Here is a 24877-nt window from a genome sequence, read left to right on the forward strand (position 1 = left end):
TCCGCGACGCGGCCGATCACGACGATGGCCGGTGAACCGATGCCGGTTGCGCCGACGCGTTCGACGAGCGTGTCGAGCGTCGCGAGGACCTGCCGCTGCTCGGGGCGGGTCGCATGCTCGATCGCCGCGCACGGCGTATCGCCGGGCAGGCCGCCGCCGCGCAGCGCGGCGGTGATCGCGTCGAGCCGGCGAATGCCCATGTAGATCACGATCGTCATGCGCGTGGCCGCCAGCGCGTGCCAGTCGGGCTCGTCGGCGCCCGCGCCGTGGCCCGTGACGAAGATCACGCCCTGCGCGTCGCCGCGCTGCGTGACCGGGATGCCGAGCGCGGCCGGCGCGGCAATGCCAGCGGTGATGCCGTTCACGATCTCGACCGCAAAACCCGCCGCGCCCAGCGCGGCCAGTTCCTCGCCGCCGCGGCCGAACACGAACGGATCGCCGCCCTTGAGCCGCGCGACGCTGCGGCCCGCCCGCAAGTGCGCGAGCATCGCGGCGACGATCGCTTCCTGCGGCGTCGACGCATGGCCGCCGCGCTTGCCGACGTGCTCGACCTGCGCGTCGGCGCGTGCATGGCGCAGCACGTCGGGATTCACGAGATCGTCCACGAGCAGCACGTCGGCCGCGCCGATCGCACGCACGGCCTTGAGCGTCAGCAGGTCGGCGTCGCCCGGGCCGGCGCCGATGAGCCACGCGCGGCTCATCGCACGCGGCACGGCACGCACCGTGTCGAAACAGTGGAAAGGAACAGGCGGGCGGCACATCGGCGGCCGGCGGGCAGGCAGTGCATGACGGATCGGACGAAGCCCGCGCGGACGCGGGCGGAATGCGCACCCCATCCGTCCCCCGCGGATCGGGCGTTCGGCGAGCATCGGGCTCGCCCCTTGCGTCGGCCGGTATCCGGGCTGGCCGCTTGCCAGGCCGCAGCCTTCCCGCCCGGTGAAGGGCAGTGGCATCGCGGGCGGCCTGGGCGCGTGCGCGGGGAGCGCGGCGCGCGGGCGGCGTACCGTTGCGGGGACAGCACAGGCCGGGCGGTCGTCCGCCTCCTGTTTCCCGTTTAACTGCATGCGCGGAATGCGCATGCGAGCACCGAACGCGGCGCATACGATAGCACAGCGGTTCGCCCGCGCGAACCGGCCACGGCCGGCCTCCGGCACGGTGCGCCGGCGGTGCGCAACGCAGTCCGGCGCTCCGTGCCGCCTTGACGCTCCCGGCCCCGCCGCCTACACTCGCACGCGTTTTGGTGCTCGCGCGTGCCGCTCCGGCGCGCGCAGTTAAACGGGAAACAGGGAGCCTGCCTGCACCGCAGTCGAGCCAACCTGTGCTGCCCCCGCAACGGTAAGCGAACGTGTCGCGCGTGAGCGCGATGCAGCGCCGCTTCGCCGCCTGCCGCGTGCAGGCGGACGACCGCCACTGGATGCCGCGCGCATCCGGGAAGGCGAAGCGGCGTGTTCGCCAGCCCGGATACCGGCCTAAACGTTGGGGTTCAGCGCCGCGGGGAGGCGGCGCATCGTCCACGGCCGCAGCAGGCCCGACGCCCGGGGTGTTCCGCTTCCTCCGCCGATCTGCCCCCCGCGCGAACGCGCCGGGCCGGGACGGCGAACGGCAGGCGGCGCGGGCAGGGCCGGCGGCAGCCGTGTTGGCATTCACGATGTCGACCGTTCGCAAGGAAGCACCATGTCCGATTCGTTGTTCCGCCCGTCGCGCGGTTGTTCGCGCGGATCGCGCGGCGGTCTGCCTGCGCGTCGCCCGATGAATGGCCTCGCCGCCGCCAACGCGACGATCCCGTCCTGATTCCCTCTTCGACACCGGACCTACCATGACCCTACGCAAGCTTCCCGTCACGATCGTCACGGGCTTTCTCGGCAGCGGCAAGACGACGCTGATGCGCCACATCCTGCAGCACGCCGCGGGCCGCCGCATCGCGGTGATCGTCAACGAATTCGGCGAGCTCGGCATCGACGGCGAGATCCTCAAGGGCTGCGGCATCGGCTGCGAGGACGCCGACGGCGCGCAGGGCGAAGCGTCGGGCCAGCTGTACGAACTCGCGAACGGCTGCCTGTGCTGCACCGTGCAGGAAGAGTTCTACCCGGTGATGGAGGCGCTCGTCGAACGGCGCGCGGACATCGACCACGTGCTGATCGAGACATCGGGCCTCGCGCTGCCGAAGCCGCTCGTGCAGGCGTTCAACTGGCCGACGATCCGCAACAGCTTCACGGTCGACGCGGTCGTGACCGTGGTCGACGGGCCGGCCGCCGCGAGCGGCCAGTTCGCGGAAAACCCGCAGGCCGTCGACGCGCAGCGCCGCGCCGATCCGAATCTCGACCACGAATCGCCGCTGCACGAACTGTTCGCCGATCAGCTGTCGTCGGCCGATCTGGTGATCGTGAACAAGGCCGATCTGGTCGGCGACGCGGAATTCGCCCGGATCGAAACCGCGATCCGCGACGAGATCCCACCGCAGGTGAAGATCGTTCGCGCGACGCGCGGCGAGCTCGATCTCGCGATGCTGCTCGGCCTCGAATCGGCATCGGAAGAAACGATCCACCTGCGTCACGATCATCACGGCTCGGCCGACGACGGTGATCACGATCACCATCACGACGATTTCGACTCGGTGGTCGTGTCCGGCGACGCCGGCACGCGCGAGGCGACGATCGCCGCGCTGCAGCGCGTGGTCGAAGCGCACACGATCTACCGCGCGAAAGGGTTCGCCGCGCTGCCCGGCGCGCCGATGCGGCTCGTGATCCAGGGCGTCGGCCGCCGCTTCGACAGCTATTTCGACCGACGCTGGCAGGACGGCGAAACGCGCGCGAGCCGCTTCGTGCTGATCGGCGAGGATCTCGACGCGGCCGCGCTGCAACGCGCGTTCGACGCCGCGTGCGCGGCCGAGCCGCAACAGGCGTAACGCACGATGCATCTGCTGCGCACCACGCCGGGCGGCTTCGTCGACGATACGCAGGGCGTCGTCCGGATCGACCAGCAGCCGGCCGACATCGTGATCCTGAGTTCGGCCGACACGACGCTGTCGCTGCTCGCGAGTGTCGTGCCGCGGTTGCCGGCCGGGTTCCCGAGCGTGCGGCTCGCGAACGTCACGTTCCTGCGGCAGCCGGCGTCCGTCGATTTCTACGTCGATGACGTGCTGCGTCATGCGAAGACGGTCGTGATCGATCATCTCGGCGGCGAAGCGTACTGGCCGTACGGGATCGAGCAGGCCGTGTCGCTCGCGTCGAAGCGCGGGCAGCAGCTCGCGATGTTCTCGGGCGACCTGCAGGAAGATCCGAACCTCGTCGCGAAGAGCACCGTCACGCCGGCGCTGTGCCGGCTGTGGTGGCGCTATCTGCGCGAGGGCGGCGTGCACAATGCCGACGCGCTGCTGCGCAGCATCGCGTTCCATACGCTCGGTTTCGGCGCCGAACCCGAGCCGCCGCGCCCGCTGCCGGCCGCCGCGCTGTATCACCCGGCGCGCGACCGCGCGAGCGTCGACGACTGGCGGCCGCGCTGGACGCCCGGCGCGCCCGTCGTCGCGATCCTGTTCTATCGCGCGCACTGGCAGGCCGCGAACACGGCCGTGTTCGACGCGCTGGCCGACGCACTGATCGCCGAGGGGCTGAATCCGTTGCCGATCGCGGTGACGTCGCTGAAGGATGCGGTGAGCCGCGAAGTCATCACGCAACTTTGCGACACGCACGGCGTCGCGCTCGTATTGAACACGACCGCGTTCGCGGCCGGCGCGATCGACAGCCCCGAACACGACGTGCTCGCCGGCGACGCACCGGTGCTGCAGGTGATCCTGTCCGGCGGCAACCGCGACGCGTGGGTGGCCGACAACCAGGGCCTGCATGCGCGCGACATCGCGATGCATATCGCGCTGCCCGAAGTCGACGGGCGCATCGTCACGCGTGCGGTGAGCTTCAAGGGGCTCGCGTATCGCTGCCCGCATACCGAGGTCGACGTCGTGCGCTATCAGCCGGACGCCGAGCGGATCGCGTTCGTCGCGGCGCTCGCGCGCGGCTGGTGCCGGCTGCGCACGCTCGACAACGCCGACAAGCGCATTGCGCTGATTCTCGCGAACTACCCGCAAAGCGAAGGGCGGATCGGCAACGGCGTGGGGCTCGACACGCCGGCATCCGCGCTGCGCGTGCTCGCGGCGCTGCGCGACGCGGGCTACACGCTGGCCGACCTGCCGCCCGACGGAGACGCGCTGATCGCGCGCCTCACCGAAGGCGTGACCAACGACGCGGCCGTGCATGCATTGCGACCCGCGTTCCAGAGCTTCCCGCTGGCCGACTACATCGCGCGCTTCGCGCGGCTGCCGGCCGCCGTGCGCGACGCGCTGAACCAGCGCTGGGGGCCGCCCGAAGCCGACCCGACGCTGCGCCATGGACGTTTCACGATCGCCGGCTGGCGCGCCGGCAACGTGTTCGTCGGCATCCAGCCGTCGCGTTCGCGCGGCGAGAACGACTACGCGAGCTATCACGATGCGGATCTCGTGCCGCCGCACGCGTATCTCGCGTTCTATTTCTGGCTGCGCGATGCGTATCGCATCGACGCGGTCATCCACCTCGGCAAGCACGGCAACCTCGAATGGCTGCCGGGCAAGAGCGTCGCGCTGTCCGACGCGTGCTGGCCCGACCTGACGCTCGGGCCGTTGCCGCATCTCTATCCGTTCATCGTCAACGATCCGGGCGAGGGCAGCCAGGCGAAGCGCCGCGCGCAGGCCGTGATTATCGATCACTTGATGCCGCCGCTCACGCGCGCGGAAAACTACGGGCCGCTGCAGGATCTCGAGCGGCAGGTCGACGAATACTACGAAGCGCTGATGGTCGACGCGCGGCGCGCGAAGCTGCTGCGCAAGACGATCCTCGCGACGATCGCCGAGCATCGTCTGCACGACGAGCTGAGCGTGTCGCCGCCGCGCGATGCGGGCGACGAGGATGCGCTGCTCACGCGCGTCGACGCGTGGCTGTGCGAACTGAAGGAAGCGCAGATTCGCGACGGGCTGCACGTGTTCGGCGCATCGCCGGCCGCCCGCCAGCGCCGCGACACGCTGCTCGCGCTCGCGCGTTTTCCGGTCGGCGACGGCAAGGGCGCGCGGGCGGGGCTGATCGGCGCGCTGGCGCGCGATCTCGCGCTCGGCGACGACTTCGATCCGCTGTCGGCGGACTGGGCCGCGCCGTGGGTCGGCCCGCGCCCGGCGATCCTGCAGGCGCTCGACGCATCGCCGTGGCGCCACGCGGGCGATACGCGCGAGCGCCTCGAATGGCTCGCGCAACAATGGCTGGACGGGCTGTGCGCGGCCGACGGCGGAAACACGGGTGCCGACGCGACGCCGCCCGGCGAATGGCCCCACACGCTCGCGGTGCTCGGGCGCGTTCGCGCGACGCTGCTGCCCGCGCTCGACGCGTGCGGCGGCGAGGAAATGCGCCAGCTGCTGCGCGGGCTCGACGGCCGTTTCGTGCCGCCGGGGCCGAGCGGTTCGCCGTCGCGCGGCCGCCCCGACGTGCTGCCCACCGGCCGCAACTTCTACTCGGTCGACACGCGCGCGGTGCCGACGCAGGCCGCGTGGTCGCTCGGCCTGAAATCCGCGCAGCAACTGATCGAGCGCCATCTGCAGGATCACGGCGACTATCCGCGCGCGATCGGCCTGTCGGTATGGGGCACGGCGACGATGCGCACGGGCGGCGACGACATCGCGCAGGCATTCGCGCTGCTCGGCGTCCGGCCGAAATGGGCGCACGGCAGCCATCGCGTGACCGACTTCGAGATCCTGCCGATCGAGATCTTCGACCGGCCGCGCATCGACGTGACGCTGCGCGTGTCCGGCTTCTTCCGCGACGCGTTCCCGAACCTGATGCACCTGTTCGACGCGGCCGTGCAGGCCGTCGCCGCGCTCGACGAGCCCGAGGAACTGAACCCGATCCGCGCGCGCGTCGAGCGCGAGCGCGCGAAATGGATCGCGCAAGGGGTGACGCCCGACGAAGCGCGGCGCCGCGCCGGCTGGCGCGTGTTCGGCGCACGGCCGGGCAGCTACGGCGCGGGCCTGCAGGACCTGATCGACCAGCGCCGCTGGCAGACCGACGCCGATCTCGCCGATGCGTATCGCCAGTGGGGCGGCCACGCGTATGCGCAGAACAGTGCCGGCGACGCGGCGGCCGACGTCTTCGGCGAGCGGCTCGCGACGATCGACGTCGTCGTGCAGAACCAGGACAGCCGCGAGCACGACATCCTCGATTCGAACGACTACTACCAGTTCCAGGGCGGGATGACGGCGGCCGTGCGGCACTTGTCCGGGCAGCAGCCGAGCATCTACCACGGCGACCATGCGAACCCGGTCGCGCCGACGATGCGCACGCTGCGCGAGGAAATCGCGCGCGTGATCCGCTCGCGCGTCGTCAACCCGAAATGGCTCGACGGCGTGAAGCGTCACGGCTACAAGGGCGCGGCCGAGATGGCCGCGACCGTCGACTACCTGTACGGTTATGACGCGACCGCGCGCGTGCTGTCCGACCACCAGTACGCGCTCGTCGCCGACGCGTACCTGTTCGACGACGCCACCCGCGCATTTCTCGAACGGCACAACCCGAAGGCGCTGCACGGCATCTGCGAACGCTTCGTCGAGGCGATGCAGCGCGGCCTGTGGCAGCAGCCGGGCGACTATCGCGAGCGGATCGAAGCGGTCTGGCTCGCGAGCGAACAACTTCAGGAAGGGGGGCGGCGATGACCGATCCGACGACGCACCGCGCCCGCGCGGTCTTTCCGTTTGCGGCGCTCGTCGCGCAAGATGCGCTGCAGCAGGCGCTGCTGCTCGCCGCGATCGACCCGTCGCTCGGCGGCGTGCTCGTGAGCGGCCCGCGCGGCACCGCGAAATCGACCGCCGCACGCGGCCTCGCGGAACTGCTGCCGGAAGGGCAGTTCGTCACGCTGCCGCTGTCGGCGAGCGACGAGCAGGTGACGGGCACGCTCGATCTCGCGCATGCGCTGGCCGGTAACGGCGTGCGCTTCCGGCCTGGATTGCTCGCACGCGCGCACCTCGGCGTGCTGTATGTCGACGAAGTGAACCTGCTCGCCGACGGGCTCGTCGATACGCTGCTGGACGTCGCCGCGAGCGGCGTGAACATCGTGGAGCGCGACGGCGTGTCGCACGCGCACGACGCGCGCTTCGTGCTGGTCGGCACGATGAATCCGGAGGAGGGGGAACTGCGCCCGCAACTGCTCGACCGCTTCGGGTTGATGGTCGAACTGGAGAACTGTTTCGACGCCGCGCAGCGCGAACGGATCGTGAAGGCGCGACTCGCGTTCGATCTCGACCCGGACGCATTTCGTGCACGTCATGCGCCCGTCCAGCGTGAACTCGGCGACCGGATCCATGCGGCGCGCGCGCGGCTGGCGACGCTCGATTTCGACGATGCAGTCCATGCGCGCGTCAGCGCGCTGTGCATCGACGCGGCCGTCGACGGGTTGCGCGCCGACCTCGTGATGCTGCGCGCCGCGCGCGCGCTGGCTGCGCTGGAGCAGGCCGACGCGGTGACGGTGTCGCATGTCGAGCGTGTGGCGCAAGCGGTGCTGCTGCACCGGCGCCATGCGGATACGCCGTCGTCGCACGGGTCGTCGCAACACGGCGGCGAACGCGACGAACGTTCGCCGCCGGATGCGCGCCAGCGGGACGACAACCGGCAGGACGAGACGCGAGGCGGGGCATCCGCCGCGCAGAGCGACTGGGGTTACCTGCCGCCCGAGCCGGCCGGCCTGCGCGAAGTGAAAGGCGTGGTGCCGCTGCCGCTAAAAAAACGCTGAGCCATCGAGCCGGCGCCGCCGCGAACGCCGTTCGCGGTCCTCGATGGCAGTCAGGCGCAGCCGCGCACGTACCGGGCACGGCCCGCGCGGGCACGACCGTTGCGTGGCCGGCGACGCTCGCCGCGAAACACGGCGGCCCCCTGCTTCACGAACATGTGCGGTTCCGGAAACGCGCAGGGACGCCGCATGCACTGCATTGCTTCGTGCTCGACTGTTCGGCGTCGATGCTGTCGAACGACCGGCTCGCGCTCGCGAAGGGCCTGATCGTCGCGTATTTCGATCGGGCCGCGCGCGATCGGGTCGAAACCGCGCTGATCTGCTTCGGCGGTCAAGGCGCCGCCCGGCGTTTCGGCCCGGCCGTCCCGCGCTGGTGGAACGCACGCTGGCTCGAACCGGTCGACGGCGGCGGCGGCACGCCGCTCGCGGACGGCATCGCCGCGGCCGCGCAGCTGCTCGCGCGAGACGCACGGCGCGAGCCCGGCAAGCAGCGCTGGCTGTGGGTGCTGTCCGACGGACGCACGCGCGAAACGCCGCCGAAACCCGCGTCGGCCGACCACGTCGTGTTCGTCGACTTCGACGATGCGGCCGTGCGGATCGGGCAGGGCGCGCGGCTCGCCGCCGCCTGGGGCGCGCAGTGGCTGACGGCCGACGCGCTTCGCACGGATCTCGCGCGCTGAGGGCCGGCTGGCGGTGCGCTATGATCGCCGCTTCTGCTCATGCCTACTGGAAAACCCCGCCATGCAAGTACTGGTCGATGCCGACGCGTGTCCCGCCGTCATCAAGGACATGCTGTTTCGCGCCGCGCGTCGTGCCGAAATCAGCGTGACGCTGGTCGCGAACCAGTTCCTGCGCACACCGCCGTCGCCGTTCATCAAGGCCGTCCAGGTGCCGGCCGGCTTCGACGTGGCCGATGCGCGCATCGTCGAGCTGGCGGAAGCCGGCGACCTCGTGATCACGGCCGACATCCCGCTGGCCGCGGCCGTCCTCGACAAGGGCGCGCATGCGCTCGACCCGCGCGGCAACTGGTTCAGCCGCGAGAACATCGAGGAGCGCCTGTCGACGCGCGCGATGATGGACCAGTTGCGCAGCGCGGGCATCGACACGGGCGGCCCGGCGCCGTTCAGCGCGCGCGACGGCAAGGCGTTTGCGTCGCAGCTCGACCGGTTCCTGGCGCGGCAGGGCAAGCCGTAAGGCTGCATGTCGGCAGGCACGCGTTGCCGCGTGTGCGCAGATGGAACCGAAGCGCGCACACGTGGTGTATGAATCGTCCGCCGATGCGCAGCGGTGCGCGCGCTTCGCGCCTGTCCAGGATGCAGGGTTGCGCCGACGCTGCTATCGTGACGCAAACCACAATACAGGAGCGCACGCGTGTCACCGACCCAACTTCTCGTTCCGACCTTCACCCAGATGCTGCGCGCGCAGTCCGCATGGCTCGACAAGGCTGTCGCGCACCGGCAGGCCGCGGGGATCGAACCCGACGCGGTGACGACGTTGAAGCTCGCGCCCGACATGTACCCGCTCGCCGCCCAGGTGCGCTTCTCGTGTTTCCAGGCGATGGAACCCGTCTACCGGCTGCGCGGCGAAGCGTTGCCGGCTGCGTTGCTGTCGTTGCGTGAAGCGGGATGGAACGCGGATGCGCAGCCGGGTTCGCCGGGCGACGCGCAGTCGATCATCGCCGGCACGCTCGCGTTTCTCGGCGAACTCGCGCCGGATGCGCTCGACGGCGGCGCCGCGCGGCCGATCGCGCTCGAACTGCCGAACGGGACCGCGTTCGACATGACGGGCGAACAGTACGCGCGCGACTGGGCGCTGCCGCAGTTCTACTTCCACGCGATCGCCGCGTACGCGATCCTGCGCCATCACGGCGTCGATCTCGGCAAGGCCGACTACGTGCCGCACATGCTCGCGTACGTGCGGCCGGACACCATTCCGCAAGGGTAAGCGGGCCGCCCGCGGCCAAGCGCGAAGCGACATGACACGGGCACTGTTCATCTGCAGCCGCAACCGGCTGCGCAGCCCGACGGCCGAAACGGTGTTCGCCGCATGGCCGGGCATCGAAACCGACTCCGCGGGCCTCGCGCCCGATGCCGACACCCGCCTGTCCGCCGAGCAGCTCGACTGGGCCGACATCGTGTTCGTGATGGAGCGCGCGCACAAGGCAAGGCTGTCCACGCTGTTCGGTGCGCATCTGAAGGGCAAGCAGATCGTCTGCCTCGAGATTCCCGACCGCTACGCTTTCATGCAGCCCGAACTCGTCGCGCTGCTCGAGCGCAAGGCCGGGCCGTTCCTGCGCGCGTGACCGGCGTGCGCAGCACGGCCCTCAACGAAGCGGGCCGTTGACGATCGCCGAAAAACAGTCGAGACGCAGCAGCTCGATGATCTTGCGCGTCGGCACGCTCGCATGGAGCGTGTCGAGCCGGTCGGCGGCGAACCACTTGCAGCGGGCGATCTCGTTGCTCGCGCGCGGCGTCAGGTGCGCCGGCACCTCGGCCACGAACACGTGATGGAGCTTCGTCAGCCCGCCGAACTGCACCGCGTAGTCGAGCGCGAGCCCTTCCAGCCGCGTTTCCTCGGCAAGCTCCCGCCGCGCGGCTTCGAGCGGCGTCTCGCCGCGCCGGATCGTGCCGCCCGGCAGCGACCAGCGCGATGCCGTGCGGGCGACCAGCAGCACGCTGCCGCGCTGACGGCACACGATGGTGGCGCGTTCCTTGGTGACGGCGAGGGTATCCGGCCCGGTGCTCATGTTCGGCAAAGCAGGTACTGAATCGTGGGGAAGTGCGCGGCGGCGGCGGGTTGTCCGGCAACGGGGCGCGACGGCGTACAAGCTGCCGCGTGGAGGTTACCCGCCGTTCGTGACAGTTCCGTGCATGGCGCCGGGCGCCGCGTTACGCGTGCGTATAGATGCCGTTGCGCGTCGGCTTCGCGCGGTGCGAGTGGCGACGTTTGTGAACGGCGCGCCGGTGATGCGGCGACGGCGCGTGCCGGGCCGTGGGCGCGCCGGCCTGCGGTGCCGCGGCGGGCATGCGCGTCTGTCCTTCGCCGAAATGGAAAGTTTGGGTTTGCGCGCGCGCGGCGCCGAGCGTCGACGCCAGCATGAAGGCCGCCAGCCATATCCGTTTCATGAATGCTTCGCCTGACTATTTTCGGGATGAACGTTTCCGCCAGCTTAACGAAGGGCGGGCCGACCTCGCAACCGGCCCGTATTCGGTGTCGTCCCCACTTGCGCTCGACCACGTTATCCGCGCGGCACGCCGGGTGTATCCGGGCTTGACAATGAAATTCCTGAGTGTGAATATAAATTCGCACTCAGGAATTATTCGTCGAGTCCGACGGGCGCGCCGTAGGCATTGGCCCGCCGGTGCCGACAGTCCGATCAACCGGAACCAGGAGCGGGACGCATGGCGGAACACGAGCAGCAGGGCGCGCTGGCGGGATTGCGCATCATCGACCTGTCGCGGGTGCTGGGCGGCCCGTACGCGACGCAGATCCTCGCCGACCATGGCGCGGAGGTGATCAAGGTCGAGCCGCCGTCCGGCGACGAGACACGTACCTGGGGGCCGCCGTTCGACGGCGACACCGCATCGTATTTCCTCGGCGTGAACCGCAACAAGCTCGGCGTTGCGCTCGACCTGACGCAGCCGGCCGACCGCGAGCGGCTGCTAGGCCTGCTCGAACACGCGGACGCCATCGTCGAGAACTTCAAGATCGGCACGATGGAGCGCTGGGGGCTCGGCTTCGACGCGCTGCATGCGCGGTTTCCGCGCCTCGTCCATTGCCGCGTGTCGGGGTTCGGCGCGGACGGGCCGCTGGGCGGGCTGCCCGGCTACGACGCGGCCGTCCAGGCGCTCGCGGGGCTGATGAGCGTCAATGGCGAAGCGGGCGGCGCACCGCTGCGCGTCGGCGTGCCGATCGTCGATCTCGTCACGGGTCTGAACGCGGCGCTCGGCGTGCTGATGGCGCTGCGCGAGCGCGATGCGAGCGGCCGCGGCCAGTTCGTCGAATCGACGCTGTTCGACTGCGCGCTGTCGATCCTGCATCCGCATACGCCGAACTTCTTTCATTCGGGCAACGCACCCGTACGTACCGGCAACGCGCATCCGAACATCACGCCGTACGACAGCTTTCCGACGGCGAGCGTCGACATTTTCCTGGCGGTCGGCAACAACGGGCAGTTCGCCGTGTTGTGCGACGTGCTCGGCACGCGCGGCTGGCTCGACGATCCGCGTTTCGCGGACAACCGCGCGCGCAGCGCGCACCGCGCCGCACTGCGTGCGCTGCTCGAAACGGCGCTGGCCGGACATGACGGCGCGGCGCTCGCCGAGCAGCTGATGCGCCGCGGCGTGCCGTGCGCGCCGGTGCTCGGACTCGATGCGGCGCTCGATCATCCGCATGTCGCGCATCGGGAGATGAAGGTGACGCTGGGCCGGCATCGCGGCATCGCGTCGCCGATCAAGCTCGGCCGCACGCCGGCGACGTACCGTCGACCGCCGCCCGCGCTGAACGAGCACGCGGCGCAGGTGTTTGCGGACCGCGACGGTCACCACGACGATCGCAGGGACTGACCGGCATCGCGGCCGCCGGCCGCGCGGGCCGGCACACCATCATTCGGACATCACGCCGGCTTGCGCACGGAAGACGCCGTACCGGCTGAAGAGGAGACGCATCATGCTTGCATGGATCGGCGCGATCGCCATCGTCGCGCTGTTCGGCCTGATCATCACGAAGCGGCTGTCGCCGCTCGTCGCGCTGATCGTCGTGCCGGTGGCCGCGTCGCTCGCGGCCGGCTTCGGATTGACGACCGGCAAGTTCGTCGTGCACGGCGTACAGAACATCGGCCCGATCGCCGGGATGTTCGTTTTTGCGATTCTATTTTTCGGAATCCTCACCGATGCGGGGATGCTCGACCCGATCATCGCCGGCGTACTGCGCTTGATCGGCTGCCATCCGCCGCGCATCGTGATGGGCTCGGCGCTGCTCGCGCTGCTGATCCACCTCGACGGCTCGGGCGCCGTCACGTTTCTCGTCACGCTGCCGGCGATGATGCCGCTCTACACGCGCCTCGGGATGGACCGGCGGATTCTCGCGTGCGTCGCGTCGATGGCGGCCGGCGTCAATTTCCTGCCGTGGGTCGGGCCGATGCTGCGCGCCTCGGCGGCGCTGCACATCCCCGGCTCGGCGATCTTCACGCCAATGATTCCGGTGCAGATCGTCGGGCTCGCGTTCGTGTTCGGCACCGCGTACGTGCTCGGCGTGCGCGAGGCGAAACGGCTCGGGCTCGACCGCGCCGACGCCGCGTCGCTGGCGATCGCGCCGCGCGAGCTGACCGACGCCGAACGCGCGTTGCGCCGGCCGGGCCGCTTCGGGATCAACGTCGTACTGACGCTCGTCGTGCTCGTCACGCTGGTGTCGGGCATCGTCGACCCGATGGTGTTGTTCATGCTCGGCACGGTCGCCGCGCTCGTGATCAACTACCCGGACGTGCAGGCGCAGCGCGAGCGGATCGACGCGCACGCGAAGGCCGCGCTGATGATGGCGAGCGTGCTGCTCGCGGCCGGCGCATTCACCGGCATCATGTCCGGCACCGGCATGCTGAAGGCGATGGCCGAGGTCGTCGTCGCGCACGTGCCGGTCGAGCATGCGCGCCACATGCCGTTCGTACTCGGGCTGCTGTCGATGCCGCTCAGCCTGTTGTTCGATCCCGATTCGTTCTACTTCGGCGTGCTGCCGGTGCTCGCGGAGAGCGGCAAGCTGCTCGGCGTGCCGCCGATCCAGATGGCGCAGGCCGCGCTGCTCGGCCAGATGACGACCGGCTTTCCGGTGAGCCCGCTGACGCCCGCGACGTTCCTGATCGTCGGCCTGACCGGCGTCGAGCTCGCCGAGCACCAGAAATTCACGATTCCGTTCCTGTTCGCCGCCACCGTGCTGATGGTGTTCGCCGCGGTCGCGACGGGCGTGTTTCCGCTATGAACGGCCGGGCCGTTCACGTTTCCCGGGAGAGCAGTCCATGCAGTTCGACCTGACCGACGACCAGCGCGCGATCGAAAGCGCGATCGAGAAAATCTGCGAGCGCTTCGGCGACGACTACTGGCTCGAACGCGATCGCGCGGGCGGCTTTCCGGCCGACTTTCACGCGGCGCTCGCCGAAGCCGGCTGGCTCGGCATCGCGATGGACCCGGCCCACGGCGGCGCCGGTCTCGGGATGACCGAGGCCGCGCTGATGATGCGCACGATCAGCGCATCGGGCGCCGGCCTGTCCGGCGCGTCGGCCGTGCATATGAACATCTTCGGGCTGAATCCCGTGCAGGTGTTCGGCAACGACGTGCAGAAGGCGCGCTTCCTGCCGCCGCTGATCGCCGGGCGCGACAAGGCGTGCTTCGCGGTGACGGAGCCCGACGCGGGCCTCGACACCACGCACCTGAGCACGCAGGCGCGCCGCGACGGCGACCACTACGTGCTCAGCGGGCGCAAGATCTGGATCTCGACCGCGCAGGTCGCGAACAAGATGCTGATCATCGCGCGCACGACGCCGCTCGACCAGGTCGCGAAGCCGACCGACGGGCTGAGCCTGTTCTACACCGACCTCGACCGTTCGCATGTCGAGGTACGCGAGATCGAGAAGATGGGCCGCAAGGCCGTCGATTCGAACATGCTGTTCATCGACAACCTGCGCGTGTCGCGCGACGACCTGATCGGCAACGAAGGCGACGGCTTCCGCTACCTGCTGCACGGGCTGAATCCCGAACGGATCCTGATCGCGGCGGAGGCGATCGGGCTCGGGCAGGCCGCGCTGCGCCGCGCGACGCAGTATGCGTGCGAGCGCGTCGTGTTCGGTCGGCCGATCGGGCAGAACCAGTCGATCCAGCATCCGCTCGCGCAGGCGTGGATGCAGCTCGAGGCCGCGTGGCTGATGGTGATGAAGGCCGCGGCGCGCTACGACGCGGGGCAGTCGTGCGGCGCGGAGGCGAACGCGGCGAAATACCTCGGCGCGGAAGCGGCGTTCCAGGCGTGCCAGACGGCGGTCGCGACGCTCGGCGGGATGGGTTACGCGAAGGAATACCATGTCGAGCGCTACCTGCGCGAGTGTATGATTCCGAGGCTCGCGCCCGTGAGTCCGCAACTGATCCTGTGTTACATCGCGGAGAAGGTGCTCGGGCTGCCGAAGTCGTACTGACGCGCGGCGGCTCGCCCGGCGCGCGGTTTCCCGTTTCGATTCAAGCGCTCGTCATGGACGTCAAACTCGTTGCCCGCACGCTCGACCTGTTCGAGCTGTTCGCCGCCGAACGGCGGCCGCTGCCGCTCGCCGAACTCGCGCGCCTGCTCGATGTGCCGCCGTCGAGCTGCCTCGCGATGGCACGCACGCTCGTGAGCCGCGGCTATCTGTACGAAGTGCGCAAGCGCGGCGGCTACTACCCGACGCGGCGCCTGCAGACGATCGCCGCCGCGATCGACGCGACCGATCCCGTCGTCGACATCGTGCACCCGCACCTCGTCGCGCTGCGCGACGCGAGCCGCGAGACAGCCGTGCTCGGCAAGATCCAGGGCGTGTCGGTCACGTATCTCGACGTCGTCGAGTCGGAGCAGGCGATCCGCTATACGCGCCAGCCGGGCGAGCTGCGCCCGCTGCATGCGAACTCGATCGGCAAGGCGATCTTCGCGGAACTCGCCGGCGACGCGCAGCAGGCGCTCGGCATGCAACTGCCGTTCGAACGTTTTACCGACGCGACGGTGGCCGACCTGCCGGCGCTCGTCGCGCAGACTGCGCGGTTTCGCGAACTCGGCTGGGCCGAGAACTTCGGCGAGAGCGCGCCCGAGCTGTCGGCGATCGCGGTCGCGCTGACGCTCGACGGCGACTGGTACGGGCTGTCGGTCGTCGGGCCGACCGAACGGATCCGCCAGCGGCGCGACGCGCACGCGGCGCTGCTCGTCGACGCGAAGGCGCGGCTGCTGGCCGAGCACGCGCGCGGGTAGGGCCGCCCGCCGGCGCACGATCCTGCTGCGCCGGAAACGGCCCGCCGCGCGTCGCGGCATCACGACTTCATCACGACTTCACCCACACGCCGCCCGCACTCGGGTTGTCGCCCTGTGTCCACCATTTCGCGCAGTACTTCGCGCCCTGGTACATCACGCAGGTGCCGCCCGGGTAGGCGGTCGTCGCCGACCACACCGGCGAGCCGCCGCCGACCGGCTTCCATACGGCCGCCTGGCCGGGCACGTCGCCCTGGGTCCACCACTGCGCCTGGTACGTCGTGCCCTGGTAGGTGACCGTCGCGCCGGCCGTATAGACCTGGCCGGCCGCCCAGGGCGCGCCGGGCTGCGGCGTGCCGCCGTCCGAGCCGCCGCCGTAGTTCGGATCCTGCGTGACGCCCGCGCCCCACTTGCCGTCGATCTGCTTGAAGATCGTCGCGAACGCGTACGGCTGCTGCGCGACGCCCGAGCAGGTCGGCGACGCGTACGTGCCGCCGGACGGGCACGCCTGATCGCGGCCGACCGACCAGTTGCCGAAGAAACCGTAGCCGTTGCCGATCGCCGCGTTCACCACGCTTTGCGCATTCGCGAGCGTGAAGGTTTCACCCTGCACGTCGTTCACGCCGATCATCGGCGTGACGCCGACCATCTGCCAGAGCTGCGCATGGGTTTTTGGTTGGCCGGCCGACTTGAACGCCGTGTCGAGCTGCGCGTACAGCGCCTGCGCGGCGCTGATCGCGGCGGCGCCCATGTCGATGTTCGCGGGGCCGTAATCCATCGCCATCACGTTGACCGCGTCGAACGCGGCCCGATTCGCGAGCGCCGCGTTGACGACGTTCAGGCCGTCCTGCGTGAGTCCGGTCGGCATCGTCGGTAGCGTCAGCGTGACGTGCAGCGGCTTGCCCTTCGCCGCGTAGTCGGACTGCAGTTGCGCGACGGCCTGGAAGTTGCGCGCGACCGCGGCCGTGTCCTGCTGCGACGCGCCTTCGATGTCGAAATCGATATGCGTGAGGCCGTACGTGTCGATCACGGTCTGGTAGGCCGCCTTCAGCGCGGGGACCGTCGAGCACGCCTGCATCAGCGGCGTGCCGTTCGCGCCGCCGAACGAGACGGCGACTTCGCCGCCTTTCGCGCGGTAGCTCGCGATCGACGTCGACAGCGCGGTCAGGAGGCCGCCGCTCGCGCCGTTGCCGATCGGCTGCACGCCGCCCCACGACGGCACGCAGCCGTTGCCCGCGACCACGAACGCGAGCGTGAATTGCTGGATGCCTTGCCGGACGCCGATCTGATCGACGAGCGGCGTCGGATAGAGCGTCACGTCGACGAAGGGCGCATAGACGCCGGCACCCTGGGACACGCTCGCCACGGCAAGCAGACAACCCGCGGCAAGTGCACGCGGGATGAAACGCGGCAACAGATTGTTGTTCATTGTGTTCTCCAAGTGGAAGAGGGATACGCTGGCCTGCGTATCGCTGCCGGCCGGGCGACCGGGCGTGCCCGGCCGGCAGCGTGCTCATCTTGGAGGATTCGCGCCGAATAGTGAATGGTTAGGTGTTCTTTTTGTTATTTGATTCCCGATACGTAACGATCTTGCCGATTCGACACGGTCGTGCAACGCGGGGCGGGCGATTTTCCCGATCGGTGCCCGCGGCGCGATACGTGCCGCTTACGTCGATGCCGGCTGCGCCAGCGAACGAGCCAGCGCAACGAAGCGCTCGACGCACGCCGACGAAAACGGCGCGTTCCACGACACGATCTGCTCGACCGCGCGCGCGCCGGCGAGCGGCACGTAGACGACACCGGCGCGCTGCAGCGTCGCCGTGAAGGCTGGCACGATCGCGATCCCCCGTTCGGCGGCGACCAGCGACACGAGCGTCGTGATTTGCGCGGCGGTCGCGCCGATCCGCGGCGAGAATCCGGCACGCGCGCACAGGTCGTCCAGCGCGGCGGTCAACGCCGAACCGTAACCGGGCGGAAAGGTGACAAAGGTGGCGTCGGCCAGTTCCGCAACGTCGAGGCGCGCACGGCCCGCGAGCGGATGGCCGGCCGGCACGGCCGCGACGAGCGGCTCGCGCGACACGACGATCGACGCGACCGGCACGCCGGGCGCGCCGTCCCACGCCCAGCCGAAGCCGACGTCCATCGCGCCGTCGGCGATCTGCCGGCGCTGGCTGGCGGTCGCCGCTTCACGGAACGCGAGTTCGACGTCGGGCATCGTGCGGCTCGCGGCGCGGATCACATCAGGGAACGTGTCCGACATCGGAATCGCGCTCGCGTAGCCGATCACGATGCGCCCGGCGATGCCCTGCGCGATCTTGCGCGCGCTCGCCTCGGCTTCGGCGGCCGCGCTGACGACGTGGCGTGCATGCTCGAGGAACAGTTCGCCTTGCGGCGTGAGCCGCACCGCGCGCGTCGAACGCTCGAACAGCCGCACGCCGAGCTCGCTTTCCAGCGCGGCGATATGGCGCGTCAGTGGCGGCTGCGCGACGCGCAGGCGCAATGCCGCGCGGCCGAAGTGCAGTTCGTCGGCGACGACCACGAAATAGCGGAGGCGGCGCAGGTCGAGCATTGTTGTCGTTCCGGTATCAATGGCGGTGAAAACGGTATTGGCGCACGCGTGGCGCGCTCGTCAGACTGGCGGCATCGATGACGAGGCATTTCCGATGAACGACAGGACCACACGCATCGCGTTCTTTCTCTGCGGTTTCGCCGCGTTTCTCAATCTCTATTCGACGCAGGGCATCCTGCACGCACTCGCGGCGACGTTCGGCGTCAGCGCGGAACGCGCGGGGCAGGGCGTCAGCGCGACCACGACGGCCGTCGCCATTATCGCGCCGTTCGTCGGCGTGCTGGCCGCGCGCATCGATCGTCGCATCGCGATCTCGCTGGCGGCGGTGGCCGTCGCGCTGCCGGTCGTGTGGTCCGCACATGCGGCGGGTTTCGCGTCGTTTCTCGGCGCGCGCTTTGCGGCCGGGCTGGTCATGCCGTTCATCTTCGCGCTGTCGATCGCCTATATCGGAGAGCGCTTCGATCGCGGCACGTCGGCCGAGATCGGTGCGTTGTTCGTCGCCGGCACGACGCTCGGCGGGTTCGCCGGCCGCTTCGTCACGAACCTGCTGACGTCGATGTGGGGCTGGCGGCATGCGCTCGATGTCGTCGCGGCGCTGTGTCTCGTCACGGGCGTCGCGATCTACGCGAGCCTGCCGGCATCCGGTGCGGTTGCGCGGCAGGCGTCCGGCAACGATGCGGAGGCGGGGCCGTCGTCGCGGCTCGTCATGCGCGGCCCGCTGCTCGCGTCATTCGCGATCGGCGCATGCGTGCTCGCGTCGCAGGTCGCGACGTTCACGTTCATCGGCCTGCGGCTCACGCGCGCACCGTTCGGCTTCGACACGGTCGAGATCGGCGCAATTTATGCGGTGTTCCTGGTCGCGGTGGTCGTGACGCCGCTGGCCGGGCGCCTCGCGCGGCGTCGCGGCCCGCGCGCGCCGGGGCTCGCCGCGGCCGCGCTCGCGATCGGCGGAGCGTTGCTGACGTTGTCGGACAGCGTGCCGGTGATCCTGGCCGGCCTCGCGCTCAGCTCGACCGCCGTATTCGTCGAGCAGGCGTCGGCGAACACGTTCATTTCGCAGGCGGCGTCGAGCGCACGCTCGACGGCGATCGGCATCTACCTGTCCTGCTATTACTTCGGCGGCAGTCTCGGCTCGATCCTGCCGGTGCCCGGCTGGCATCGCTGGGGCTGGGCCGGCTGCGTCGCGTTCGTAGTCGTCGCGCAGGCCGCGGTCGGCGTGCTCGTGTACCGGTTCTGGCGTACCGGCGGCGCATCCGGCCTTACGCATGCCGACGCGCGCACCGTCACGCTGCCGCGGTAACCGCGATCAGCGATACCAGCGCGGCGTATAGACCCATTCGCGCGCGTTGCCGATCGCGAAGCGCCGCGTCGTCGACGAGCCGACGATCACCATCGTCCGCATGTCGACCTGGTCGCCGCGCAGCGCGCCGAGCGTCGTCGTCGCGAGCGTCGCGCCCGGCCGGCCGATGTCGCGGCCGAGTACGACCACCGTATCGGCCGCGCGATGCGCACGCACGAGGTCGAGCGCGCGGTCGAGCTGCCACGGCCGCGCACGCGAGATCGGGTTGTAGAACGCCATCACGAGGTCGGCTTGCGCCGCATGCCGCAGGCGCGTCTCGATCACGTCCCACGGCTTCAGGTTGTCCGACAGCGAAATCGCGCAGAAGTCGTGACCGAGCGGCGCGCCGGCCTGCGCGGCCGTCGCGAGCGACGCCGAGATGCCGGGCTCCACGCGCAGGTCGACCGCGGCCCACTGCGGGTCGCGCGCGTCGTCGAGCGCTTCGAGCACGGCTGCGGCCATCGCGAACACGCCGGGGTCGCCCGACGACACGACCGCGACGCGCCTGCCTTCGGCCGCGAGTTCGAACGCATGGCGCGCGCGCTGCATTTCCTCGCGATTGTCGGTGCCGTGCACGCGCTGGTCGCCGCGGAACGGGCCGGCCATGTTCACGTAGGTCGTGTAGCCGAGGATGTCGGTCGCTTCGGCGAGCGCGGCGCGAGCGGCCGGCGTGAGCCACGCGGCGCCGCCGGGGCCGAGGCCGAGCACCGTCAGGCGGCCGCGCGCGCGGCCGAGCGTGGCGGGATCGACCGGATGCGACGCGACCGCGCACGCGAGGCCGTTCGATACCGGACGCAGCGTATGCGCGACACGCAACGTGCGGCCGAGCAGCGCGGCTGCATCGGCGGGCGTGCTGCCGTCGGCATCGGCGAAACGCAGCGGCACGTCGAGTGCCCGCGCGGCTTCCTCCAGCGCGGGTTCGCCGATCGACGACGCCGGCGCGACGAGGGCCGCGAGTGCCAGCCGCGCGAGACCTTGTGCGTCGAGCATGGCGGCGATGCGTGTGGCAAGCGCCTCGTGCGCGTGCATGGCATCGCCTGCGATGCCGACCACCACGCTGCGAGGATGGATCACGAGTTCGTCGTGCGTGCCGCGCCATGCGTCGGGCGTCACGCGGATCGCATGCTTGGCCGCGTCGTCGCGCGGCAGCGCGACATCGTCGAGCCACGCCGCCGCGCCGTCGACACGCGTCGATGCGCCCGCGAGCAGGTCGGACACGAAGCGCTTGCCCTGCGCGAGATCGGCCAGCGCATACCCGTCGGGCGGATTGAGCACGCATGCGCCGAAACGCAGTTCGCCGCTGGTCGTGATCGCCGGCGCGACGCCCACGCATGCGGCGATTTCGCGCGCGATCACGTTGACGCCCGTCAGCCCGCCGAGCAGCGGCACGACGGCCGACCCGTCTTCCGCAACCGCGAGCACGGGCGGCTCGACGCCCTTGTCCGCGAGCGCGGGGGCGAGGCAGCGGATCACGATGCCGGCCGCGCACAGCGCGACGATCGGCAGGCCGCGTGCGTAGAGTTCGCGCAGGTGCGCACCGAGTTCGTCGAACCGCACGTCGGCATCGACGCGCGACGCGAGGCCATGCACGCTAGCGCCCGGATAGCGCGCCTGGATGCGTCGCGCGGTGTCGAGCGCGCCGGCACCGAGGATCACGATCGCCGGGGGGGTCGTCATCCTTGCCATTTTTCCCCCGGCACGACGAGCAGCGAGAAATACGGCGACGCCATCGGATCGACTGCGTCGAGCGGCACGATGCGCTGGTTCGCCATCGTCGCGCGCTCGACGTACAGCGCGCGCTTCGCGAGCCCGAGTTCGTCGAGCACGCGCCGCACCTTGTCGAAATTGCGACCGAGCTTCATCACGACGGCCGCGTCGGCGCGCGCGAGCCGCTCGCGCAGTTCATGCTCGGGCAGCACGCCGGACAGCACCGACAGGCTCTGGTTGCGATAGACGAGCGGCTGGCCGAGCACGGCCGTGCCGCCGAGCATCGCGCAGACGCCCGGGATCACCTCGGTGTCGTAGCGCGGCGCGAGGCGGTCGTGCAGGTACATGTACGAGCCGTAGAAGAACGGGTCGCCTTCGCAGATCACCGCGACGTCGCGTCCCGCGTCGAGATGGGCGGCGACGATCTCGGCGGCCGTGTCGTAGAAGTCGGCGATCACGGTCTCGTAGCAGAGCGGCGGCGGCAGCACTTCGGTCGTCACCGGATAGACGAGCGGCAGTTGCGTCTGCCCGTCGAGCAGGTGGGCTTCGACGATGCCGTACGCATTGCCCTTCTTGCCCTTCGCGACGAAATACGCGACCACGGGCGCCGCCTGCAGCACGCGCAGCGCCTTGATCGTCATCAGTTCGGGATCGCCGGGGCCGACACCGACCCCGAACAGCCGGCCGCGCATGGTCGTCATTCGACCTCCGTCGCCAGTGCGTTGACCGCGGCGGCGGCCATCGCGCTGCCGCCGCGCCGGCCGAGCAGCGCGACGTACGGCACGCCGCGGCTGTCGGCATCGAGCATCGCCTTCGATTCGGCCGCGCCGATGAAACCGACCGGAAAACCGAGGATCAACGCGGGACGCGGCGCGCCGGCGTCGATCATGTCGAGCAGGTGGAACAGCGCGGTCGGCGCATTGCCGATCACGACGACGCTGCCCGCGAGATGCGGACGCCACAGTTCGAGCGCCGCCGCCGAGCGCGTGTTGCCGAGATGGCGCGCGAGATCGGGCACCTCCGGCTCGCCGAGCGTGCAGATCACGCGGTTGTCGGCCAGCAGCCGCGCGCGCGTGATGCCTTCGGCGACCATTCTCGCGTCGCACAGGATCGGCGCGCCGGCCGCGAGCGCGGTGCGGCCGGCCGTGCCGGCGCCGGCCGAAAAGCGCAGGTCGTAGACGACGTCGACCATCCCGCACGCATGGATCACGCGCACCGCGAGTTTCTCGAGGTCGGGCGGAACGCGCGACAGGTCGGCCTCGGCGCGGATCGTCGCGAACGACTGGCGGTAGATTTCCTGCCCGTCGCGAATGTAGTCAAGCATCGGTGGTGTCCTGGCTGTGCCGCGCGTCCGTCAAACGGGCCGCGGCCTGGTCAATCGTCAGATGGCGCGCGAGCGGGGCGCCAAGGCCCGCGGCCGCGTCGCGCCGGTAAAGGTCGTAGTGCGCGGGCGCCACCGCGACGAGCGTGTGCGCCGCGGGATGCGGCAGCGCGCAGTGGCGCTCGCAGCCGGTCAGGTGCACGTCGACCGGATGGCCGATGCGCGCGGCGAGGGCGAGCGCGTCGTGTTTCGTGTCGGCCCGCGCTTTCGCGCAGCCCGTGCTGCCGGTGCAGGCGACGAGGGTCGCCAGCGGATCGGACGATGCGCAGACGAGGCCGAGCGACGCCAGTGCCGCCAACGTGGCCGGGGCGCGTTCGTTCGGCACGCCGTGGAGAAACACGCCTTGCCACGGCGTCATCGACAACGTGCCGTCGCCGTCGGCTTCGGCCAGCGCGGCGAGCCGTTCCAGTTGTGTCGCGTTGAGCCGCCCGAGCACGCATTGCGCGCCGACGCTGCAGCGCGCCGCATCGCGCGACGCGCGCATGCCGAAACGCAGCGCCGGGTCGGTGCGCGTGCGCCGCCAGCCGGCGAGCGCGGGATCGGCCGTGAGCGGGAAGGGCAGGTAGTGCTGCGCGCGTGCGAGCAACGCGCATTCGCCGGCGGTCGCGAGCACCCCGCGCATCCGCGTGACCTCGGCCGGTGCGAGATCGAGGAACGCGAGCAGCAATGCGCGAACCAGTGCGACGGCCTGATCGGGCGACACGTCGACCGATGCGGGCCGGTCGTCCTGCGCGACCGGCGGGCAGCCGGCCAGCCCGGCCGCGACGCGTACCGCGCCGTCCGCGCGGCGCCAGGCGGCCAGCCAGATGTCGTGCGGATGATCGAGCGCCGCAACCGATTCGCCGCCGTCGAGCTGGATCGAGAATTTCGGCGACAGCTCGCCGCGGCGCGGCTCGCCGGCCAGCATGTCGAGCAGCGGCATCGCGAGCGCGCGGCTGTCGACGAGCGCGGCGGGATCGTGCCCGGCGAGCGGGCTGAGCAAGAGGTTGCGGACGTCGTCGCTCGCGGCGAGCGCGGCCGTCTCGTCGACCGCGCCTGCGGCTGCGTCGACGCGCGGGCCGAGCCCCGCCTCGAGCAATGCGCGCGTCAGCGCATCGGCGGCGCTGTCGCGAATGCCGCGCAGCTGGAGATTCGCGCGATTGGTCGCGTCGATCGCGCCGGAGCCGTACGCGCGGGCGGCGGCGGCAATCGCACGCGCCTGACGCGCGTCGAGCCGGCCGCCCGGCAGCTTGACCCGGCACAGCCCGCCATCGGCGGCCGTGACCACGCGCACGAGCCCCGGGCAGGCCGACGGGCGCACGACGGGCGACGCAGGAATCGAATCGGGGGCGGAACTCAACGGGATACCGGGACAGTGTCGCGCCGCGGCCAACGCGTCGGTACACCCCGCCCGACGCCGACTGGCACGCACGCACTTTCTGGCCGGCAGGTCTCCTGGCTGACAGGTCGACGCCGGCTCCCGGCCTTCCCGGTGAAACCAGTGGCATGAGGGGGAGATCGGCTCGCTGTCTACAGTTGCGGGGGCAGCCACAGCGGCGCGTGGCGCGCCCTGTGTTCCCTCTTCGGCCCCGAAGGGCACCGGCGAACGAACGGCCGTAGGATACCCGATTTCGGCACCGGCCCGACATCGGCCATGTGCGTCGCAACCGTGTCGCAGCATGGCTGCGACGACCTGCGCGCGGCAGCGCGGATGGTACGATTGGCGGCTCGGCACTGGATCGGCGACACGCCGGTATCCGCGACGATGAAACTGGGCGGGGCCAGCTGTTCGCCATGCGGATCGCGCGGGCCTGGCCGACACCGCTGGCGCGTCCCGCGCCGGGCAGTCGGCGCCGACGGCAATCGCCGGATCGACGCGCGGCGGCGCAACGGCCGCGCATCGCAACACACTGGATGAAATCGAACGATGGGGAAGGGTGCATGACGGCGTGGCTGACGGTAGTGGGCATCGGCGACGACGGTTACGCGGGGCTTGGGCGCAATGCGCGACGCGCGCTGCTCGGCGCGACGCGCGTGGTCGGCGCGAAGCGGCATCTCGACATGCTGCCCGCGCGGTTGCCGGCCGCGCGCGAAGCGTGGCCGTCGCCGTTCGATCTCGCGGGCGTGCTCGCGCGGCGCGGCT

General features: G+C 70.6%; 21 protein-coding genes, 1 pseudogene and 3 riboswitches. Of the genes and pseudogenes, 13 read left to right on the forward strand and 9 right to left on the reverse strand.

The genetic code is table 11. The features are described 5' to 3' along the window. The coding region (cobA, locus tag G3N62_RS24730) for a uroporphyrinogen-III C-methyltransferase (protein ID WP_206141327.1) at positions 1-761 on the reverse strand (761 nt) is incomplete at its 3' end. 109 nt (positions 762-870) lie between these two features. Further along, positions 871-1106: riboswitch (cobalamin riboswitch) on the reverse strand. Positions 1107-1221: 115 nt separating this feature from the next. Then, a riboswitch (cobalamin riboswitch) is annotated at positions 1222-1488 on the forward strand. Between the two features lie 328 nt (positions 1489-1816). On the opposite strand from cobA, the gene cobW reads away from it, so the two are divergent. The 7 genes from cobW to G3N62_RS24765 all read left to right on the forward strand — a co-directional run bounded on the left by cobW (position 1817) and on the right by G3N62_RS24765 (position 10093). Continuing rightward, positions 1817-2905, forward strand: coding sequence for a cobalamin biosynthesis protein CobW (gene cobW, locus G3N62_RS24735; protein ID WP_034186908.1), 1089 nt, complete (start codon positions 1817-1819; stop codon positions 2903-2905). 6 nt (positions 2906-2911) lie between these two features. Further along, positions 2912-6721 (forward strand): cobaltochelatase subunit CobN, encoded by a 3810-nt coding sequence (gene cobN / locus G3N62_RS24740; protein ID WP_124607946.1) that lies wholly within the window; start codon positions 2912-2914, stop codon positions 6719-6721. Continuing rightward, on the forward strand, positions 6718-7794 hold the full coding sequence (locus G3N62_RS24745) for an ATP-binding protein (protein WP_124669080.1): 1077 nt from the start codon (positions 6718-6720) through the stop codon (positions 7792-7794). Before cobN ends, G3N62_RS24745 begins: the two co-directional genes overlap by 4 nt. Before the next feature lie 140 nt (positions 7795-7934). Then, entirely contained in the window at positions 7935-8471 is a 537-nt protein-coding gene (locus G3N62_RS24750) for a VWA domain-containing protein (RefSeq protein WP_051700925.1), read from the forward strand. Positions 8472-8532: 61 nt separating this feature from the next. Continuing rightward, positions 8533-8985 carry a YaiI/YqxD family protein gene (locus G3N62_RS24755; RefSeq protein ID WP_049028295.1) on the forward strand — a complete coding sequence of 151 codons (453 nt, stop codon included), beginning with the start codon at positions 8533-8535 and terminating at the stop codon, positions 8983-8985. Positions 8986-9162: 177 nt separating this feature from the next. Beyond that, on the forward strand, positions 9163-9735 hold the full coding sequence (locus tag G3N62_RS24760) for a DUF1993 domain-containing protein (RefSeq protein ID WP_069705148.1): 573 nt from the start codon (positions 9163-9165) through the stop codon (positions 9733-9735). A 31-nt stretch (positions 9736-9766) separates the two neighbouring features. Next, positions 9767-10093 carry a low molecular weight protein tyrosine phosphatase family protein gene (locus tag G3N62_RS24765; protein ID WP_059557713.1) on the forward strand — a complete coding sequence of 109 codons (327 nt, stop codon included), beginning with the start codon at positions 9767-9769 and terminating at the stop codon, positions 10091-10093. 21 nt (positions 10094-10114) lie between these two features. Here the strand turns inward: G3N62_RS24765 and G3N62_RS24770 are convergent, their stop codons facing one another. Both G3N62_RS24770 and G3N62_RS24775 read right to left on the reverse strand, forming a co-directional pair. Then, complete coding sequence (locus G3N62_RS24770) at positions 10115-10537, reverse strand: NUDIX hydrolase (RefSeq protein ID WP_034186902.1); 423 nt, start codon at positions 10535-10537, stop codon at positions 10115-10117. A gap of 142 nt (positions 10538-10679) precedes the next feature. Then, positions 10680-10916 (reverse strand): hypothetical protein, encoded by a 237-nt coding sequence (locus tag G3N62_RS24775; RefSeq protein WP_034186901.1) that lies wholly within the window; start codon positions 10914-10916, stop codon positions 10680-10682. Between the two features lie 276 nt (positions 10917-11192). Between G3N62_RS24775 and G3N62_RS24780 the strand changes: the two genes are divergently transcribed. The 4 genes from G3N62_RS24780 (at position 11193) to G3N62_RS24795 (ending at position 15762) form a co-directional block, all read left to right on the forward strand. After that, positions 11193-12356 carry a CoA transferase gene (locus G3N62_RS24780; protein ID WP_034186900.1) on the forward strand — a complete coding sequence of 388 codons (1164 nt, stop codon included), beginning with the start codon at positions 11193-11195 and terminating at the stop codon, positions 12354-12356. A gap of 103 nt (positions 12357-12459) precedes the next feature. Next, on the forward strand, positions 12460-13761 hold the full coding sequence (locus tag G3N62_RS24785) for a citrate:proton symporter (RefSeq protein ID WP_124669079.1): 1302 nt from the start codon (positions 12460-12462) through the stop codon (positions 13759-13761). A gap of 37 nt (positions 13762-13798) precedes the next feature. Next, on the forward strand, positions 13799-14965 hold the full coding sequence (locus G3N62_RS24790; protein WP_124669078.1) for an acyl-CoA dehydrogenase family protein: 1167 nt from the start codon (positions 13799-13801) through the stop codon (positions 14963-14965). A gap of 53 nt (positions 14966-15018) precedes the next feature. Beyond that, the gene (locus G3N62_RS24795; protein WP_124669077.1) at positions 15019-15762 is read left to right on the forward strand and encodes an IclR family transcriptional regulator; all 744 of its coding nucleotides are present in this window, start codon (positions 15019-15021) and stop codon (positions 15760-15762) included. A 70-nt stretch (positions 15763-15832) separates the two neighbouring features. Here the strand turns inward: G3N62_RS24795 and G3N62_RS24800 are convergent, their stop codons facing one another. Both G3N62_RS24800 and G3N62_RS24805 read right to left on the reverse strand, forming a co-directional pair. After that, positions 15833-17188: a chitinase gene (locus G3N62_RS24800; protein WP_059557703.1), complete on the reverse strand. Its 1356-nt coding sequence runs from the start codon at positions 17186-17188 to the stop codon at positions 15833-15835. Positions 17189-17425: 237 nt separating this feature from the next. Continuing rightward, entirely contained in the window at positions 17426-18328 is a 903-nt protein-coding gene (locus G3N62_RS24805) for a LysR family transcriptional regulator (RefSeq protein WP_034186896.1), read from the reverse strand. Between the two features lie 94 nt (positions 18329-18422). On the opposite strand from G3N62_RS24805, the gene G3N62_RS24810 reads away from it, so the two are divergent. After that, on the forward strand, positions 18423-19628 hold the full coding sequence (locus G3N62_RS24810) for an MFS transporter (protein ID WP_124669076.1): 1206 nt from the start codon (positions 18423-18425) through the stop codon (positions 19626-19628). Positions 19629-19634: 6 nt separating this feature from the next. On the opposite strand, the gene cobJ is transcribed toward G3N62_RS24810, so the two are convergent. Genes cobJ through cobG form a run of 4 tightly spaced genes read right to left on the reverse strand, consistent with a single transcriptional unit; the run spans position 19635 to position 24055 of the window. Further along, positions 19635-21344 carry a precorrin-3B C(17)-methyltransferase gene (gene cobJ, locus G3N62_RS24815; RefSeq protein ID WP_124669075.1) on the reverse strand — a complete coding sequence of 570 codons (1710 nt, stop codon included), beginning with the start codon at positions 21342-21344 and terminating at the stop codon, positions 19635-19637. Continuing rightward, the gene (locus tag G3N62_RS24820) at positions 21341-22075 is read right to left on the reverse strand and encodes a precorrin-2 C(20)-methyltransferase (RefSeq protein ID WP_034186894.1); all 735 of its coding nucleotides are present in this window, start codon (positions 22073-22075) and stop codon (positions 21341-21343) included. The genes cobJ and G3N62_RS24820 overlap by 4 nt, the downstream gene beginning before the upstream one ends. Next, entirely contained in the window at positions 22072-22698 is a 627-nt protein-coding gene (locus G3N62_RS24825) for a precorrin-8X methylmutase (protein WP_124669074.1), read from the reverse strand. Before G3N62_RS24825 ends, G3N62_RS24820 begins: the two co-directional genes overlap by 4 nt. Beyond that, the gene (gene cobG / locus G3N62_RS24830) at positions 22691-24055 is read right to left on the reverse strand and encodes a precorrin-3B synthase (RefSeq protein WP_311767569.1); all 1365 of its coding nucleotides are present in this window, start codon (positions 24053-24055) and stop codon (positions 22691-22693) included. Before cobG ends, G3N62_RS24825 begins: the two co-directional genes overlap by 8 nt. A gap of 106 nt (positions 24056-24161) precedes the next feature. Beyond that, positions 24162-24353, reverse strand: a riboswitch (cobalamin riboswitch). A gap of 322 nt (positions 24354-24675) precedes the next feature. Between cobG and G3N62_RS24835 the strand changes: the two are divergent. After that, a pseudogene (locus G3N62_RS24835) lies at positions 24676-24877 on the forward strand (bifunctional cobalt-precorrin-7 (C(5))-methyltransferase/cobalt-precorrin-6B (C(15))-methyltransferase); the annotation flags it as partial.

The organism is Burkholderia sp. Tr-20355, assembly GCF_017104685.1.
GTDB classification, from domain to species: Bacteria; Pseudomonadota; Gammaproteobacteria; order Burkholderiales; family Burkholderiaceae; genus Burkholderia; species Burkholderia seminalis.